17 protein-coding genes are annotated in these 16,403 nt (G+C 66.9%); 8 read left to right on the forward strand and 9 right to left on the reverse strand.

Annotated elements, in window-relative coordinates; genetic code table 11:
* Positions 1 to 27: 27 nt before the first annotated feature.
* Both IE224_RS06670 and ileS read right to left on the reverse strand, forming a co-directional pair.
* Entirely contained in the window at positions 28 to 270 is a 243-nt protein-coding gene (locus tag IE224_RS06670) for a DUF3253 domain-containing protein (protein WP_191308932.1), read from the reverse strand.
* Positions 267 to 3,191 carry an isoleucine--tRNA ligase gene (gene ileS / locus IE224_RS06675; protein WP_191308934.1) on the reverse strand — a complete coding sequence of 975 codons (2,925 nt, stop codon included), beginning with the start codon at positions 3,189 to 3,191 and terminating at the stop codon, positions 267 to 269. Before ileS ends, IE224_RS06670 begins: the two co-directional genes overlap by 4 nt.
* Positions 3,192 to 3,335: 144 nt before the next feature.
* On the opposite strand from ileS, the gene IE224_RS06680 reads away from it, so the two are divergent.
* Positions 3,336 to 4,160 carry a DUF6635 family protein gene (locus IE224_RS06680; RefSeq protein ID WP_229849273.1) on the forward strand — a complete coding sequence of 275 codons (825 nt, stop codon included), beginning with the start codon at positions 3,336 to 3,338 and terminating at the stop codon, positions 4,158 to 4,160.
* Here IE224_RS06680 and queF read toward each other — a convergent pair.
* Positions 4,157 to 4,618 (reverse strand): preQ(1) synthase, encoded by a 462-nt coding sequence (queF, locus tag IE224_RS06685; protein ID WP_167622958.1) that lies wholly within the window; start codon positions 4,616 to 4,618, stop codon positions 4,157 to 4,159. The two genes, IE224_RS06680 and queF, sit on opposite strands and share 4 nt — an antisense overlap.
* A gap of 118 nt (positions 4,619 to 4,736) precedes the next feature.
* On the opposite strand from queF, the gene IE224_RS06690 reads away from it, so the two are divergent.
* Positions 4,737 to 5,138, forward strand: coding sequence for a group III truncated hemoglobin (locus tag IE224_RS06690; RefSeq protein ID WP_191308936.1), 402 nt, complete (start codon positions 4,737 to 4,739; stop codon positions 5,136 to 5,138).
* Here the strand turns inward: IE224_RS06690 and IE224_RS06695 are convergent.
* The 5 genes from IE224_RS06695 to IE224_RS06715 form a co-directional block, all read right to left on the reverse strand.
* Complete coding sequence (locus IE224_RS06695) at positions 5,135 to 5,782, reverse strand: trimeric intracellular cation channel family protein (RefSeq protein ID WP_167622960.1); 648 nt, start codon at positions 5,780 to 5,782, stop codon at positions 5,135 to 5,137. The two genes, IE224_RS06690 and IE224_RS06695, sit on opposite strands and share 4 nt — an antisense overlap.
* Positions 5,779 to 6,246: a ribonuclease HI gene (gene rnhA / locus IE224_RS06700; RefSeq protein ID WP_191308938.1), complete on the reverse strand. Its 468-nt coding sequence runs from the start codon at positions 6,244 to 6,246 to the stop codon at positions 5,779 to 5,781. The genes IE224_RS06695 and rnhA overlap by 4 nt, the downstream gene beginning before the upstream one ends.
* The gene (locus tag IE224_RS06705) at positions 6,239 to 6,847 is read right to left on the reverse strand and encodes a glutathione S-transferase family protein (RefSeq protein WP_191308940.1); all 609 of its coding nucleotides are present in this window, start codon (positions 6,845 to 6,847) and stop codon (positions 6,239 to 6,241) included. Before IE224_RS06705 ends, rnhA begins: the two co-directional genes overlap by 8 nt.
* 71 nt (positions 6,848 to 6,918) lie before the next feature.
* Entirely contained in the window at positions 6,919 to 7,875 is a 957-nt protein-coding gene (gene ispH / locus IE224_RS06710; protein WP_191309181.1) for a 4-hydroxy-3-methylbut-2-enyl diphosphate reductase, read from the reverse strand.
* A gap of 47 nt (positions 7,876 to 7,922) precedes the next feature.
* A complete protein-coding gene (locus IE224_RS06715; protein WP_191308942.1) occupies positions 7,923 to 9,356 on the reverse strand; it encodes a cobyric acid synthase in 1,434 nt (477 codons plus the stop codon).
* A 72-nt stretch (positions 9,357 to 9,428) separates the two neighbouring features.
* On the opposite strand from IE224_RS06715, the gene secG reads away from it, so the two are divergent.
* Both secG and pyrG read left to right on the forward strand, forming a co-directional pair.
* Positions 9,429 to 9,983, forward strand: a complete 555-nt coding sequence (gene secG / locus IE224_RS06720) for a preprotein translocase subunit SecG (RefSeq protein WP_191308944.1) — start codon at positions 9,429 to 9,431, stop codon at positions 9,981 to 9,983.
* Positions 9,984 to 10,146: 163 nt separating this feature from the next.
* Entirely contained in the window at positions 10,147 to 11,790 is a 1,644-nt protein-coding gene (pyrG, locus tag IE224_RS06725; protein ID WP_191308946.1) for a CTP synthase, read from the forward strand.
* A 37-nt stretch (positions 11,791 to 11,827) separates the two neighbouring features.
* On the opposite strand, the gene IE224_RS06730 is transcribed toward pyrG, so the two are convergent.
* A complete protein-coding gene (locus IE224_RS06730) occupies positions 11,828 to 12,382 on the reverse strand; it encodes a LabA-like NYN domain-containing protein (RefSeq protein ID WP_167622966.1) in 555 nt (184 codons plus the stop codon).
* A gap of 95 nt (positions 12,383 to 12,477) precedes the next feature.
* Here IE224_RS06730 and folK point away from each other — a divergent pair, with 95 nt between their 5' ends.
* The 4 genes from folK to IE224_RS06750 all read left to right on the forward strand — a co-directional run bounded on the left by folK (position 12,478) and on the right by IE224_RS06750 (position 16,319).
* On the forward strand, positions 12,478 to 13,077 hold the full coding sequence (gene folK, locus IE224_RS06735; protein ID WP_191308948.1) for a 2-amino-4-hydroxy-6-hydroxymethyldihydropteridine diphosphokinase: 600 nt from the start codon (positions 12,478 to 12,480) through the stop codon (positions 13,075 to 13,077).
* 71 nt (positions 13,078 to 13,148) lie between these two features.
* Positions 13,149 to 13,502: a DNA-directed RNA polymerase subunit omega gene (gene rpoZ / locus IE224_RS06740; protein ID WP_167622968.1), complete on the forward strand. Its 354-nt coding sequence runs from the start codon at positions 13,149 to 13,151 to the stop codon at positions 13,500 to 13,502.
* Between the two features lie 30 nt (positions 13,503 to 13,532).
* Entirely contained in the window at positions 13,533 to 15,647 is a 2,115-nt protein-coding gene (locus IE224_RS06745) for a RelA/SpoT family protein (RefSeq protein WP_167622969.1), read from the forward strand.
* 33 nt (positions 15,648 to 15,680) lie between these two features.
* Entirely contained in the window at positions 15,681 to 16,319 is a 639-nt protein-coding gene (locus IE224_RS06750; RefSeq protein WP_191308950.1) for a DUF2062 domain-containing protein, read from the forward strand.
* Positions 16,320 to 16,403: the final 84 nt, after the last annotated feature.

The raw sequence follows: 16,403 nt of genomic DNA on the forward strand, positions 1-16,403 counted from the left end.
GCAGGATGGTGCCGTGCCGGTGCCGCGTCAAGCAGGCGGCCCAAGGCGGACAGGACCACGAAGATCCGGCCCGGCGACCACCTTGCCGCCCTGCGTGATGCCGATCCTACCCTCGGCCTGAAGGCCCAGGGCCTCGGCCCGGATCGCTGGCATCAGCGGGCGCCAGTCGGCGGCAAGGTCGCGGGCGATCTCGCTGGGGCAGCAGGTGGTGCCGGGGCGCAGCCCGGCAACCCGCGCAAGGATGGCCCTGCGCAGGTCCGGGTCCGTCATCCCAGCACGTCATTGCAACGGGCGCAAATGCCCGGATGCTTGTGGGTGCCGACATCGGGCAGGATCTTCCAGCACCGCTGGCACTTCTCGCCATCGGCCACCTCGAAGACCACACCGATGCCGGGGGTCTCGGCCATGCGGAAGGCTTCCGCCGGGGCCGGGTCGGCGGTCAGCGCCAGGTCCGAGGTGATGCAGACATCCGCAAAGTCCACGGATTTCAGCGCGGCCAGCATGTCGCGGTCATCGACATGGACCACGGGCGCGGCCTCCAGGCTGGCGCCGATGGTCTTGTCAGTCCGCTTCACCTCGAGCGCCGCCGTCACGACGCGGCGGGCGCGGCGGACGTGGTCCCATTTCAGCGCCAGCGGCTCGTTCAGCCAATCGGCGGGGGTCGCCGGGAAGTCCTGCAGATGCACGCTGTCGTCATAGGAGGGGAAGCGCGACAGCCACACATCCTCGGTCGTGAAGGGCAGGATCGGGGCCAGCCAGGTCACCAGCCGGTGGAACAGGATGTCCAGCACCGTCCGCGCGGCCCGGCGACGCGGATCCGTCGCGGCGTCGCAGTAAAGCGCGTCCTTGCGGATGTCGAAATAGAAGGCCGACAAATCCACGGTGCAGAACTGGAACAGCGTCTGGAACACGCCCTGGAAGTCGAACTGGTCATAGCCCTTGCGGACCGCGTGATCCAGTTGCGCGAGGCGATGCAGCACCCATTGTTCCAGTTCCGGCATCTGCGCGGGGTCCACCTTTTCGGCATCCGTGAACCCGTCCAAGGCGCCCAGCAGGAAGCGCAGCGTGTTGCGCAGCCGACGATAGCTGTCGGCGGTGCCCTTCAGGATTTCCGGCCCGATCCGCTGGTCGGCGGTGTAATCTGCCTGCGCCACCCACAGGCGCAGGATGTCGGCGCCGTATTGCTCGATCACCTTGGCGGGGACGATGGTGTTGCCCAGCGACTTGGACATCTTCATGCCCTTCTCGTCGAGCGTGAAGCCGTGGGTGACAACATTGCGATAGGGCGCGCGGCCCTTGGTCGCGCAGCCCTGCAACAGGGAGGACTGGAACCAGCCGCGATGCTGGTCGGTGCCTTCAAGGTACACGTCGGCGATCCCGTCCGGCGCCCCATCCGCCCGGTCGCGCAGCACGAAGGCATGGGTCGAGCCCGAGTCGAACCACACGTCCAGCACGTCCATGACCTGGTCGTAATCGTCGGGGTTCACCACGCCGTCCAGCATCCGCGCCTTGAAGCCGTCGCGATACCAGACATCGGCGCCATCGGATTCGAAGGCGGCGATGATGCGGTCGTTCACCCGCTGGTCGCGCAGCAGGAAGTCGTCGTCGGTGGGCTTGGCGCCGCGACGCACGAAGCAGGTCAGCGGCACGCCCCAGGCCCGCTGGCGCGACAGCACCCAGTCCGGCCGGTTCTCCACCATCGAATGGATCCGGTTGCGCCCCGTCTGCGGCCACCATTTCACCAGCTTGTCGATGCTGGTCAGCGCGCGGGTGCGGATCGTCTGGCCGTATTCGTTCATGCCGTCGGTCAGCGGCTTGTCGATGGCCGCGAACCACTGCGGCGTGTTGCGATAGATCAGCGGCGCCTTGGATCGCCAGCTGTGCGGATAGGAGTGCTTGATCTTGCCCTTGGCCAGCAGCGCACCCGCATAGGCCAGCTGCTTGATGACGCTGACATTGGCGGGGCCGTCCTTGCCGTCAGCATCGATGATCGCCTGCCCGCCGAACAGCGGCAGATCCTTGCGATAGCTGCCGTCGGGTTCGACGTTGTAGGTCATCGGCAGCCTGAAGCGCAGGCCCAGCTGATAGTCGTCGTCGCCGTGGCTGGGCGCGGTGTGGACAAAACCCGTGCCCGCGTCGTCGGTGACGTGATCGCCCGGCAGCAGGGGGACGTCATAGTCCCATTCGCCATTGCCGCCCTCGACGCCGCGCAGGGGATGCGACAGCAGCACACCCTCGAGCTCCGCCGCGGGGACATCGGCCACGCGTTGCCACTCCTCAACCTTCGCAGCCTTCATCACGCTTTCAGCCAAGGCATCGGCCAGCACCAGCAGCTCACCCGCTTGCGCGGTCGCGGTCTCGGCCACCGTCCCGACCCGATACAGGCCATAAGCGATCCCCGGATTGAACGCGACGGCCCGGTTCTGCGGGATCGTCCAGGGCGTCGTCGTCCAGATGACCACGCTTGCAGGCTTCTTCGTTGCCCAAATACCCTGCGACGATTCCACGCCAAACCGCACCCAGATCGTGTGGCTGGTGTGGTCCTTGTATTCGACCTCGGCCTCGGCGAGCGCCGTCTTTTCCACCGGCGACCACATCACGGGCTTGGACCCCTGATACAGCGCGCCGTTCATCACCAGCTTCATGAACTCGGCCGCGATCACCGCCTCGGCGTGGAAGTCCATCGTCAGATAGGGATTGTCCCACTTGCCGGTGATGCCAAGGCGCTTGAACTCCTGCCGCTGGATGTCGATCCATTCGTCGGCGAAGCGGCGGCATTCCTGGCGGAACTCGACCACGTCCACGGCATCCTTGTCGCGGCCTTCGGCGCGGTATTTCTCCTCGATCTTCCATTCGATCGGCAGGCCGTGGCAATCCCAGCCGGGGACATAGCGCGCATCGCGGCCCATCATCTGGTGGCTGCGCACGATGATGTCCTTGATGGTCTTGTTCAGCGCGTGGCCGATATGCAGGTGTCCGTTCGCATAGGGAGGGCCGTCGTGCAGAATGAAGGGCGCCCGGCCTTCGCTGCGTTCGCGCAGGCGGTCATAGATGCCGATGCGGTCCCAGCGGGCCAGCCATTCGGGCTCGCGCTGCGGCAGTCCCGCGCGCATCGGAAACTCGGTCTGCGGCAGGAAAACGGTGTCGCGGTAGTCGGGGGCATCGGTCGTAACGGTGGTATCGGCGGCCATCGGGGCATCCTTGGAAGGCATGAGAGGCGGTCGGGGGTTCGGACAAGCGGCGACCCGGCGGCGCGAAACCTCACGCCACCGGGTTGCTAATTCGGGATCCGAACGCCAGAAATTCCATGCCGACCTCTATAGAAAGCCGCCCGCGTGCCCGCAACCCTGACCGACGATGCCATGGCCCGCCGCCGCGCCGCCGTGTCGCGCTTTGTCCGCGACCGGTACGGGCTTCGCGGCACCCTGCGCCTGCACCGCGCGGCGCTTGGGTGGGACCTGCTGCGCGCGCCGGTCAATGTGATGCTGTCGCCGGTCTTTATTCTAACGCGGCTGGTGGGCTGGGCGCTGCCCCGGCTGGGCCTACGCCGCGCGGGCGCCTGGCTTTCGGCGCGGCGGGTGTTCCTGCCTTCGGACATGGGCCGGGTGATCCAGGCCGACCTGGAGGCCCTGGTGGCGGACCTTGACGCGCAGGGCATTGGCCCCGGTGCCCCGCCCGCCATCACCCGCCAGGCCGCCGCCACCCTGGCCGAGACCCGCAACGCCGTGTCCGAGATCACGACCTCGGTCATCGTGCTGGCCTCGGGGTGGCTTCTGTTCAACCGCGCCACACCCGGCGTGATCTCGCTGGCAGGCCCGCTGGCCGAGATGCGCGCCCATTCGACCGCCGTCGGCGATTTCCTTCTGGGAGACCAGTTGGGCCGCGCCTGGTACTGGGCCTTCCCGGTCGAGCTTTCGCCGTGGGAAGTGATCGTGACGGGCCTGGCGCTGGCGGTGATCGGATCGCTGGTCACGACCTTCGCGGGGCTGGTCGCCGATCCGCTGCAGGTCGCGACCGGCACGCATCGCCGCCGGATCCTGCGCCTGCTGGACCGGCTGGACCGCGCCCAGCCGGGACCGGGTCTTGAACGCGAACACCTGCTGGCGCGGGCGGGCGATCTGTCGGACGCCGCGCTGATGATCTGGCGGAACCTGCGCTAGCCGCGTCCGCGATAGCCCGCGACACCCTGGTCGGGCAGCCACAGCCCGGCAGGCGCCGCGCCCGTCTGCCAAAAGACGTCGATGGGCATCCCGCCGCGTGGATACCAATACCCGCCGATCCGCAGCCATTGCGGCGCGATGGCGTCCACCAGCCGCTTGCCGATGCCGACGGTGCAATCCTCGTGAAAGGCCCCGTGGTTGCGGAAGCTGCCCAGGTAAAGCTTCAGCGACTTTGATTCGACCAGCCAGTCGCCGGGGACATAGTCGATCACCAGATGCGCGAAATCCGGCTGGCCGGTGATCGGGCAAAGGCTGGTGAACTCGGGCTGGGTGAAGCGGACGGCATAGACCTCGCCAGCCTGCGGGTTCGGCACGCGTTCCAGCACCGCCTGTTCGGGATCGGCGGGCAGGTCGGTCTTGGCGCCAAGCTGGGTCAGGGCGTCGGTGTAATGGGTCATGGGAAATCCTTCCGGGCTGGCGCGCGGCGATAGCAGCACCGGCCCCATGCGTCAAACCGCGCCTTGCGCCGGAGCCGCCCGCAGGCCACATGACGGATCAACCAACGGACCCGCCACCATGATCCCGCCCCGCTTCGACGTCACCCCCGACCAGATCGACCGCGTCGTTGCCGTCTTCTACGGCGCCATCCGCCGGCACGAGGTGCTGGGCCCGGTCTTTGCAGGCCACGTCACCGACTGGCCCGCGCATGAGGCAAAGATCGCCGCCTTCTGGCGCAACGCGATCCTTTACGAACGCAGCTATGACGGCAATCCGATGCGCGTCCACGTGCAGGCGGGCGACGTGCGGGCCGATCACTTCCCGATCTGGCTGGCGCTCTTCGACGAAACCCTGCGCCGCACCTTGCCGCCTGATCCGGCGCGGGCCTGGTCGGCCCTGGCTCACCGGATCGGCGCCGGTTTGCGCATGGGGGTCGAGGCTACCCGCATCCGCCGCGACGCACCGCCCGTCCTGCGCTAGCGGTTGTTCTTGTCGGCCCGGGGCGGACGCGCGCGATAGGTCGGCAGGCTCCACCCCAGCAGCAGGCTGCCTGCGCGCAAGGCCATGACCACCAGACCGCAGAAGATCAGCGCCACGGGCCGGGGCATCCCCACCCCGATCAGCACCACGGCCGCGACTGCCCCGCCGAAGGCCGCGGTGACATACAACTCGCCCTGCTTCAGCACCATCGGCAGTTCGTTGCCCACCACGTCGCGGATCAGCCCGCCGAAGGTGCCGGTGACCACGCCCATCGCCACGACGACCACCGGACTGACCCCCGCCTGCAGCGCGATCCCCGCGCCTGCCGGCACGGCCACCGACAGGGCAAAGGCGTCCAGCCAGACGATCAGGCGATAGCGGCTTTCGAACAGATGCGCAGTAAAGAACACCAGCACGGCGGCGCCCGAGGTCAGCAGGATCAGTTCCGGCTGCCCCACCCAGAAGATCGCGTCGCGGTTCAGGATCAGGTCGCGCACGGTGCCCCCGCCAATCCCGGTCAAGGTGGCGAAGAAGATGAAGCCCACCAGATCCAACTGCGCCCGGCTGGCCACCAGGGCGCCCGTCAGCGCAAAGACCAGCACCGCCGCATAATCCAGCAGCGGAACCAGCAGGCCAGGCGTCACCCCGCCACCTTCGCGGGCTTGAAGGGCGCCATGCCGCCCCGCGCCAGTTCATCGGCCCGTTCGTTTTCGGGATGGCCTGCATGGCCCTTGATCCAGGCCCAGGTGACGGTGTGGCGGCGCTGCGCCTCGTCCAGGCGCTGCCACAGTTCGGCGTTCTTGACGGGCTTGCGGTCGGCGGTCTTCCAGCCGTTGCGCTTCCAGCCGTGGATCCACTGGGTCACGCCGTTCTTCACATAGGCGCTGTCAGTGGTGATGGTGATCGCCGACGGCCGCGACAGCGCCTCGAGCGCGGAAATCGCCGCCATCAACTCCATCCGGTTATTGGTGGTCAGCGCCTCGCCCCCGGCAAGCTCGCGTTCCTTGACGATCCTGCCGCCATCCATGGCGCGCATCAGAACGCCCCAGCCTCCGGGGCCGGGATTGCCGCTGCAGGCGCCGTCGGTCCAGGCGAAAAGCTCAGCCATCCAGCCCCACATATCCCGGAAGCGCCGCCACGCGGGCCAGCCAGGCGTTCACGGCGGGAAAGCGCGCCATCTCGAACCCGCCCCGCTCGTCTGCGGTATGGGTATAGGCGTAAAGGCAGACATCGGCCAAAGTCGCCCCGTCGCCCACCAGCCATTCGCGTCCCGTCAGCCGGTCCTCCATGACCTGCAACAGGGCATGGCCGCTGTCCAGCAACGCCGCCAGCCGATCGGGCGTCGCCTGCGCCCGCCGATGAGGATAGGTCAGCAGCGCGGCCCGAACAGCGATCAACCCTTCATGCTGGTTCTGTTCCCAGAACATCCAGGACAGCATCTCGGCCCGTGCGAAGGGATCGGCAGGCACAAAGCCCGTCCCCTCGCCCAGCCAGCACAGGATCGCATTCGACTCGGGCAGCAGCCGCCCGTCGTCCAGTTCCAGCACCGGGGCCTTGCCAAAGGGCAACCGGCCACTGGCCTTGGCCCCCTCCAGGGCCTCGGTCAGATATTCGACGTCGGTGGTCTCGATCGCCCGACCCAGCAGCGCCAGCAGCAGCCGCACCTTGTAGCTGTTGCCCGACGAGGGCATCGAATAAAGCCGCATCATGCCTTCTTCTTCACGCAAATATCCTCGGGGGGTCGGGGGGGGTCCAGGGGGCGAAGCGCCCCCGGCGGGCGTCAGGCGGTTTCCCGCAAGACCTTCGGCACCTTGAATTCCACATTCTCCTGCGCGGTCTCGACGATCTCGACCGTCACGTCATAGCGGGCGCGGAAGGCGTCGATGACTTCGTTCACCAGCACCTCGGGGGCGCTTGCCCCTGCGGTGACGCCCACGGCGGTGGCCCCGTCGATGGCGCGCCAGTCGATCTGGTCGGCGCGCATCACAAGCTGCGAATAGGCGCAGCCCGTCGCCCGACCGACCTCGACCAGGCGTTTGGAATTGGACGAATTCGGTGCCCCGATCACCAGAAGCGCGTCGATCTTGTGCGCAATCGCCTTGACCGCCGCCTGCCGGTTGGTGGTGGCATAGCAGATGTCCTCCTTGGCCGGACCTGCGATGGCCGGAAACCGCGCCTGCAAGGCCGCCACGATTTCCGCCGTGTCATCGACCGACAGGGTGGTCTGGGTGATGAAGGCCAGCCGTTCGGGATCGCGGGGGGCGATGGTCGCCACATCCTCGATCGTCTCGACCAGGATCACCTCGCCCTCGGGCAGTTGGCCCATCGTGCCCAGCACCTCGGGATGGCCGGCATGGCCGATCATCACCATCTGCAGGCCTTCGGCGTGGTGGCGCGCGGCCTCGTTGTGGACCTTGGTGACCAGCGGGCAGGTCGCGTCCACATGGATCATGTTGCGCCGCCGCGCCTCGGCAGGCACGGCCTTGGGCACGCCATGGGCGGAAAAGACCACCGGGCGGTCGTCGGGCACGTCGTCCAGTTCCTCGACAAAGACCGCGCCCTGGTCGCGCAACCCGTCCACCACGAACTTGTTGTGGACGATCTCGTGACGGACATAGACGGGGGCGCCCCATTTCTGCAGCGCCAGTTCCACGATCTTGATTGCGCGGTCCACGCCCGCGCAAAAGCCGCGCGGGGCGGCAAGATACAGCATCAGGGGGGGCTTTGCGTGTTCCATGCCCCCGAGGTAGCGCGCCGGGGCCGCTTCGTCCAGCGGCAAGCCCGTCACAAACCGGCCAGTGCCAGCAGTCCCGCCACGTCCAGATGGGCCTCGATGTGGTCGGCCAGGTCATCCAGGACCTGATCCACCCCCGCCTCGTATCCAGGCCGCGACGATGCGCCTAGCCGCGCCAGCCAGGCGGCCCGGAAGCCGTCGTCGGAAAACAGCCCGTGCAAATAGGTGCCGGCGATCCGCCCGTCGCGGCTGATTGCGCCATCGGGGCCGGGAAGATGGGCGAAGGGTCGCGCGCAGTCCGGGCCGGTGGTGCGGCCCATGTGGATCTCGTATCCTGTCACGGTCTGCCCCAGCGCGGTGCCCGTCACGCGCTCCAGCCGTTTTTCGGGCGCCATCACCGTTTCCACGTCCAGAAACCCAAGGCCCGCGACCTCTCCGGCCATTCCGTCGCTACCCAGGGGATCGCGGACCACCCGCCCCAGCATCTGGAAGCCGCCGCACAGGCCCAGCACATGTCCGCCCCGCCGCACATGGGCGGCAAGGTCGATGTCCCAGCCCTGCGCGCGCAGGAAGGCGAGATCCCCCAGCGTCGATTTCGTGCCGGGGATCACCACCACGTCGGCATCGCCGGGAGTAGCCCGGCCCGGACCCAGCATGGTCAGGCGCACCCCGGGCTCCGCCGCCAGCGGATCCAGGTCGTCGAAATTGGCGATCCGCGACAGGCACAGGCAGACCACATGCAGCCCCTGCCCGGCCGAGGCCCGCAGATCCACCGCATCTTCGGACGGCAGGCGGTGCGCGTCCGCGAACCAGGGCAAAACGCCGAAGCCCCGCCAACCGGTCGCCCCTTCGATCATCCGGTAGCCGTCATCGAACAAGCGCAGGTCGCCCCGGAACTTGTTGACCAGGAAACCCTGGATCATTGCAGCGTCGGCCGGGTCGATCACCGCCTGCGTGCCCACGATCTGCGCGATCACCCCGCCCCGGTCGATATCGCCCGCCAGCACCACGGGCACCCCCGCCGCGCGGGCAAAGCCCATGTTGGCGATGTCGCGCGGGCGCAGGTTCACCTCGGCCGGGCTGCCCGCGCCTTCCACGATCACCAGGTCATGGGCGGCGGAGAGGCGCGCGAAGCTGTCCAGCACGCCGGCCATCAGGCGCGGGCGCAGGGCGGCGTAATCGCACGCCTCGGCCCGGGCGATGGCGCGGCCCTGCAGGATCACCTGCGCGCCGGTATCGGTTTCGGGCTTCAGCAGCACCGGGTTCATGTCGGCCAGCGGTTCCAGCCCGCAGGCGCGGGCCTGGAGCGCCTGCGCCCGGCCGATCTCGCCTCCATCGGCGGTGACGGCTGCGTTGTTCGACATGTTCTGCGGCTTGAAGGGCGCGACCGACAGGCCCCGGTTGCGCGCGGCGCGGCACAGGCCCGCCACCAGCAGCGACTTTCCGACATTCGATCCGGTGCCCTGGATCATCAGCGCGGGCATGGGTTTACTCTGCTTGCCAACATCCCCCCGGATGACTAGATAGGCGCGTCCGAAAGCGAAAGGCCGAAAGCCGTGGAAAACGTCGTCCTGACCATCCATCTGATCCTTGCCGTGCTGCTCACCGGCGTGGTGCTGCTGCAACGATCCGAGGGTGGCGGGCTTGGCATGGGCGGCGGCGGCGGCGGCGTGATGACCGGCCGACAGGCCGCGAACGCCCTGACCCGGCTGACCTGGATCTTCGGCATCGCGCTGTTCGTGACCTCGATCGCGCTGACGATCATCGCCGCGCGGCAGGTGTCGAACAGTTCGATCATGGACCAGCTGGGCGTTCCCGCCGGCCGCCAGGAATCGACGCTGCCGGCAGCACCGGCCTATGTTCCGCCGCCTTCGTCCACCACCGGCGGCGATCCCCTGACCCCGCCCGCGCCTGATGCACCCGTGGCTGACACCGCCGCGCCCGAGGCTGCGGCACCCGCCGTCGAACCCGTGGCCCCGCCCGCGGCCGAGCCCGCAACCCTGGCACCCGCAGCGACGCAGCCTGCCGAACCGCAGGCCACCGCCCCGGCCCAGCCCGAAGCCCCTGCCCCAGCGGCGCCCGCTGCCCCGGCCGAAGCTCCGGCCAACTGAGAACACCACAACTAGGGGCGGGATTTTCCGCCCCCACATCAGCTTGCGGTCCATTGCGGCCACGGGGCGAATCGGCTATATCTCAAGTCCCGTGATGCTGGTCACAGTGTGACCCGCAACCATTCAGAATTTGCGAAATCACGCAGGAATCACGGGGGCCTTCATGGCGCGTTACATCTTCATCACCGGCGGCGTCGTGTCCTCGCTCGGCAAGGGCCTGGCATCGGCGGCACTGGGCGCGCTCTTGCAGGCACGGGGCTTTACCGTGCGGCTGCGCAAGCTGGACCCCTATCTGAACGTCGATCCCGGCACCATGTCGCCCTTCGAGCATGGCGAGGTCTTCGTGACCGACGACGGCGCGGAAACCGACCTGGACCTGGGCCATTACGAACGCTTCACTGGCGTGTCGGCGCGCCGCACCGACAGCGTGTCGTCGGGCCGGATCTATTCCAACGTGCTGGAAAAGGAACGCCGGGGCGAATACCTGGGCAAGACCATCCAGGTGATCCCCCATGTCACCAACGAGATCAAGGACTTCCTGGCCGTCGGCGACACGGAGGTGGATTTCATGCTGTGCGAGATCGGCGGCACGGTCGGCGATATCGAGGGGCTGCCCTTCTTCGAGGCGATCCGCCAGTTCATCCACGAACGCCCGCGCGGTCAGTGCATCCTGATGCACCTGACGCTGCTGCCCTACCTGGCGGCCAGCGGCGAATTGAAGACCAAGCCCACCCAGCACAGCGTCAAGGAACTGCAATCCATCGGCCTGGCCCCCGACGTGCTGGTCTGCCGGTCCGAACACCCGATCCCGGAAAAGGAACGCGCCAAGATCGCGCTGTTCTGCAACGTCCGCCCCGACGCCGTAATCCCCGCCTATGACCTGAAGTCGATCTACGAGGCGCCCTTGGCCTATCACCGCGCGGGGCTGGACCGTGCCGTGCTTGACGCCTTCGCCATCAGCCCCGCCCCGCGTCCGGATCTCTCGAAATGGGAAGACGTGATGGACCGGCTGGACAATGCCGAGGGCCAGGTGAACATCGCCGTGGTCGGGAAATACACCCAGCTTGAGGACGCCTACAAATCCATCGCCGAGGCGCTGACCCATGGCGGCATGGCCAACCGGGTGCGCGTCAAGGCCGACTGGGTGGACAGCGAGAAGCTGGAAGGCGAAGGCGCGCATCTGCTGGACGGATACCACGGCATCATCGTGCCCGGCGGCTTCGGCGAACGCGGGACCGAAGGGATGCTGGCCGCCGCCAAATACGCGCGGGAAAAGAAGGTGCCCTATCTGGGCATCTGCCTGGGAATGCAGATGGCCGTGATCGAGGCCGCGCGGAACCTGGCCGGAATGCCCGATGCGGGTTCCGAGGAGTTCGATCACGAGGCCGGCAAGACGCGCTTTACCCCGGTGGTCTATCACCTCAAGGAATGGGTGCAGGGCAATTACACCGTGCAACGCAAGGTGACCGACGACAAGGGCGGCACCATGCGTCTTGGCGCCTATACCGCCATCCTGGCGCCCGACTCGAAGATCAGCGAAGTCTATGGCGGCGCGGTCGAGATCGAGGACCGCCATCGCCACCGCTACGAGGTGGACGCCACCTATCGCGAAGCGCTTGAACAGGCTGGCCTGTGCTTTTCGGGCATGTCGCCCGATGGAAAGTTGCCCGAGGTGATCGAATATCCCGACCATCCCTGGTTCATCGGCGTCCAGTCCCATCCCGAACTGAAGTCGAAACCCTTCGAACCCGCCCCCCTGTTCGCGGGCTTCGTGCGCGCCGCGATGGAGGAAGGCCGGCTGGTTTGATCCGGTTGCCCGGCCCCAGGCGGGGCCGGGCCTTGGCTTACCCTTCCGACGCCGTCTGCTGTTCGCGCGGGGGCCTGCCCACGATGTCGCGCAGTGCATCCAGCTCGATGAAGTTGTCGGCCTGGCGGCGCAGGTCGTCCGCGATCATCGGCGGCTGGCTGCGGATGGTGGACACCACGGACACGCGGACCCCTTGGCGCTGCAACGCCTCGATCAGCGGCTTGAAGTCGCCGTCGCCGGAAAACAGCACGGCATGGTCCAGGCGGGGCGCAAGCTGCATGGCATCGATCGTCAGTTCGATGTCCATGTTGCCCTTGACCTTACGGCGGCCCATCGTGTCGGTGTATTCCTTGGCAGCCTTGGTCACCACGCAATAGCCGTTGTAGTGAAGCCAGTCGACCAGCGGACGGATCGGGGAATAATCCTCGCCCTCCATAAGGGCGGTATAGTAATAAGCGCGCATCAGCTTGCCGCGACGGTCGAATTCCTGCCGCAGCAGCTTGTAGTCGATGTCGAAGCCCAAGGCCTTGGCCGAGGCGTAAAGATTGGCTCCGTCGATGAAGATCGCCAGGCGATCATCCTTGTAAAACATATCACTTGCCTTCAATGGGACTGCGGGTTCCGGCAGGGGCACGCAGCCTTGCACACGCGTCGGAGACGCAAGACTTCATAAAACGAACGGGTGCCATGGAAAACTTGTCTTTCGGTATCGTTTCCTTGGGGGCGAATCTGCCGTCCGCCGCAGGCGATGCCGTCCACTCCCTTCGCGAAGCCTTGGATATTCTGCATGGTGAACCCGATATTTCAATAGCGGCAATCAGCCGCATCTGGCGGACGCCCGCCGTACCGGCGGGATCCGGCCCGGATTATGCCAATGCGGCGGCCGTGATCCGCACCGCCCTGGCCGCGCGCCATCTGCTGGACCGCCTGCACGGGATCGAAGCGCACTTCGGCCGCGACCGCAGCACGGGCCGCTGGTCCGCGCGTGTGCTGGATCTGGACCTGATCGCCCTGGACGACCTGATCCTGCCCGACGCGGCCACCCTGCGCCGCTGGATCGGGCTGGACCCGGCCAGCCAGCAGACCACCGCCCCCGATCACCTGATCCTGCCCCATCCCCGGATGCAGGATCGCGGCTTCGTGCTGGCCCCCTTGGCGGAAATCGCGCCGGGCTGGCGCCACCCCTTGACGGACCGGACGGTGTCGCAGATGCTGGCGGCGCTTGGACCCGACGGTCTGTCGGGAATGACACCGCTGCCCTTTGGGGGCGGGCTGCCCCATCCTTGACATTTTCAGCCTTGGCGTTCACAACCTCGGTTTCGCCCCGGAACTCTGATTCGCAACTGCACAGGTGAGACATGGCCCGCGTAACGGTTGAAGACTGCGTCGACAAAGTCCCGAACCGCTTTGATCTGGTGATGCTGGCCTCGCATCGCGCCCGTGAGATTACCGCGGGCAGCCCGCCCACGGTCGATCGCGACAACGACAAGAACCCGGTCGTCGCCCTGCGCGAGATCGCCGAGGAAACGCAGCCCGTTGACGACCTGCGCGAACGGATGATCGAATCGACCCAAACCCAGATCGAGGTCGATGAGCCGGAAGAAGACGCCATGGCCCTGCTGCTGGGCGCCGAGGTGGATCGTCCCAAGCCCGTCGACGAGGAATCCGAGGAACGGATGCTGCGCATGATGCTGGAAGCGAACCAGCGTTAAGGCCACGGGAACAGGGGTCTTCGGCCAAGAATGATCGACGTCGAAGACCTTATCGCGCTTGTCCGCAACTACAACCCGCGCAGCAATGCCGGCCTGATCCGCGACGCCTATGAATACGGGATGCGGATGCACGAAGGCCAGTTCCGCCATTCGGGCGAACCTTACTTCACCCATCCCATCGCCGTCGCCGCCATCCTGACGGAAATGCGGCTGGACGACGCAACCATCGTCACCGCGCTTCTGCATGACACGGTCGAGGACACCCGGTCCACCAAGCAGGACCTGACCACGGCATTCGGGGCCGAGATCGCCGACCTGGTCGATGGCGTCACCAAGCTGACCAACCTGGAATTGTCCTCGGCGCAGTCCAAGCAGGCCGAGAACTTCCGCAAGCTGTTCATGGCCATGTCGCGCGACCTGCGCGTGATCCTGGTCAAGCTTGCCGACCGGCTGCACAACATGCGCACCATCCGGTCCATGCGCCCCGAAAAGCAGGTCAAGAAGGCCCGCGAGACGATGGATATCTATGCCCCCCTGGCCGGTCGCATGGGGATGCAGTGGATGCGCGAGGAACTGGAAGACCTCGCCTTCAAGGTCATCAACCCGGAGGCGCGCAATTCCATCATCCGCCGCTTCGTCAGCCTGCAAAAGGACAGCGGCGACATCATCGGCCAGATCACGGCCGATATCCGGATGGAGCTGGAGCGCCAGGGGATCGAGGCCGATGTCTTCGGCCGCGCCAAGAAGCCCTTTTCGGTCTGGCGCAAGATGCAGGAAAAGCAGTTGGCGTTCTCGCGGCTGTCCGACATCTACGGTTTTCGCATCATCACGCGGACGGACATGGACTGCTATCGTGCGCTTGGGGTGATCCACCAACGCTGGCGCGCCGTTCCCGGCCGGTTCAAGGACTATATCAGCCAGCCCAAGTCCAACGGCTATCGGTCGATCCACACCACCGTGTCGGGCCGCGACGGCAAGCGGGTCGAGGTGCAGATCCGCACCCGGCAGATGCACGAGGTGGCCGAGGCAGGCGTCGCCGCCCATTGGGCCTATCGCGACGGCGTCCGCACCAAGAACCCCTTCGCCGTCGATCCCGCCGAATGGATCGACAGCCTGACCGACCGGCTCGAGGGCGAGGACCACAACGAGTTCCTGGAAGCCGTCAAGCTGGAGATGTACCAGGATCAGGTGTTCTGCTTCACGCCGCGCGGCGACGTGATCCAGTTGCCCAAGGGGGCGACGCCCATCGACTTCGCCTATGCGATCCACACCCGCCTGGGCAATTCCTGCGTGGGCGCCAAGGTGGACGGGATCCGCGTGCCCTTGTGGACGCGGCTGAAGAACGGGCAGTCGGTCGACATCATCGCCGCGTCGGGACAGCGCCCGCAATCGACCTGGCTGGACATCGTCGCCACAGGCCGCGCCAAGTCCGCGATCCGCCGGTCCCTGCGCGAGGAAGACCGCGACCGCTTCATCCGCCTGGGTCGCGAACTGGTCCGCGTCAGCTTCGAACATGTCGGCCGCAAGGTGACCGACAAGGCGCTGCGCACCGCCGCCAAGCAGATGGGCCTGGCCGATGGAGACGAGTTGCTGGCCCGGATCGGAAGCGCGGAAAACTCGGCCAAGGAGGTGCTGCAGGTCCTTTACCCCGACCTGGCCGCCCACCAGGACGAGATCGACGGCACCCGCCCCTTCGCGGGGGTCGAGGCCGATGCCGACTTCAAGCGCGCGCCCTGCTGCCGCCCGCTGCCCGGCGAAAGGATCGTCGGCATCACCTATCGCGGCAAGGGCGTGGTGATCCATGCCATCGACTGCCCGGTGCTTGCGGAATACGAGGACAGTCCCGATCGCTGGGTGGATGTCCAGTGGCGTTCGGGCCGGCATCCGGCGGCCTATTCGACGATGCTCTCGCTGACGATCCGCCACGACGCGGGCGTGCTGGGCCGCATCTGCAGCCTGATCGGGGCGCAGGGGGCCAACATCTCGAACCTTGAATTCATGGACCGCAAGCCCGACTTCTACCGCATCGAGGTCGAAATCGAGCTGCGGGACCAGGAACACCTGCACAACCTGCTGACGGCGCTCGAGGCGGAAAGCGACGTCGCGCAGGTTGCTCGCATCCGCGACATCGCAAAGAAGCCCTGAACGGGCATCGCCTGGGCAAGGGGGATCAGGACCGTGTTCAAGCGCAGCAAGCCGCGCACCTACGGACAACTGGCAAGCGAGTTTCTTTATCCGCCGGGCGGATTCCGCCGGTCCACCACCTATCTGTGGTATCGCCTGCGCCGCCTGCCCGACCAGCCCCACCGCATTGCCCGCGGCATGGCGGCCGGCGTCTTCCTGTCCTTCACGCCCCTCCACGGCTTTCACTTCATCGTCGCGGCGCTTGTTTCGCTGGCGATCCGGGGCAATGTCCTGGCGGCCTTCGTGGGCACCTTCGCGGGCAATCCGCTGACCACGCCCTTTATCGCGCTTGGCGCGGTGGGCCTGGGGCGGACCATCCTGGGATTGCCGGGCGACATGTCGCCCCAGGTCATCTTTCGCGAATTCGCCCATGCCACGGCGGAAACCTGGCACAACATCATGTCGGCCGTCGGCCCCGGCCCGACCAGTTGGAGCGGCCTTTCCGAGTTCTGGCACGAGATCTTCCTCCCCTATGCAGCCGGGGGCGCGGTCCTGGGCGGGATCGCTGCGGTGGCGACCTATTACCTGACGATCCCGCTTGTGCGCCGCTATCACCGGCGCAAGTCCCAGGCCATGGCCGCGCGCATCGCCAAGGTTCGCGCTCAGTCGACCGGCGGGCAGGGCAGATCCTGAGGCAGCTTCACCGTTCTGCCATATCCCCGCTGCATGGCTGACATCTTTCCTGCCTAGTGGTCCGGCTTCGTAGAATGACGAAGG

The sequence above is a fragment of the Paracoccus aerius genome (assembly GCF_014656455.1).
In the GTDB taxonomy this organism is placed as follows: Bacteria; Pseudomonadota; Alphaproteobacteria; order Rhodobacterales; family Rhodobacteraceae; genus Paracoccus; species Paracoccus aerius.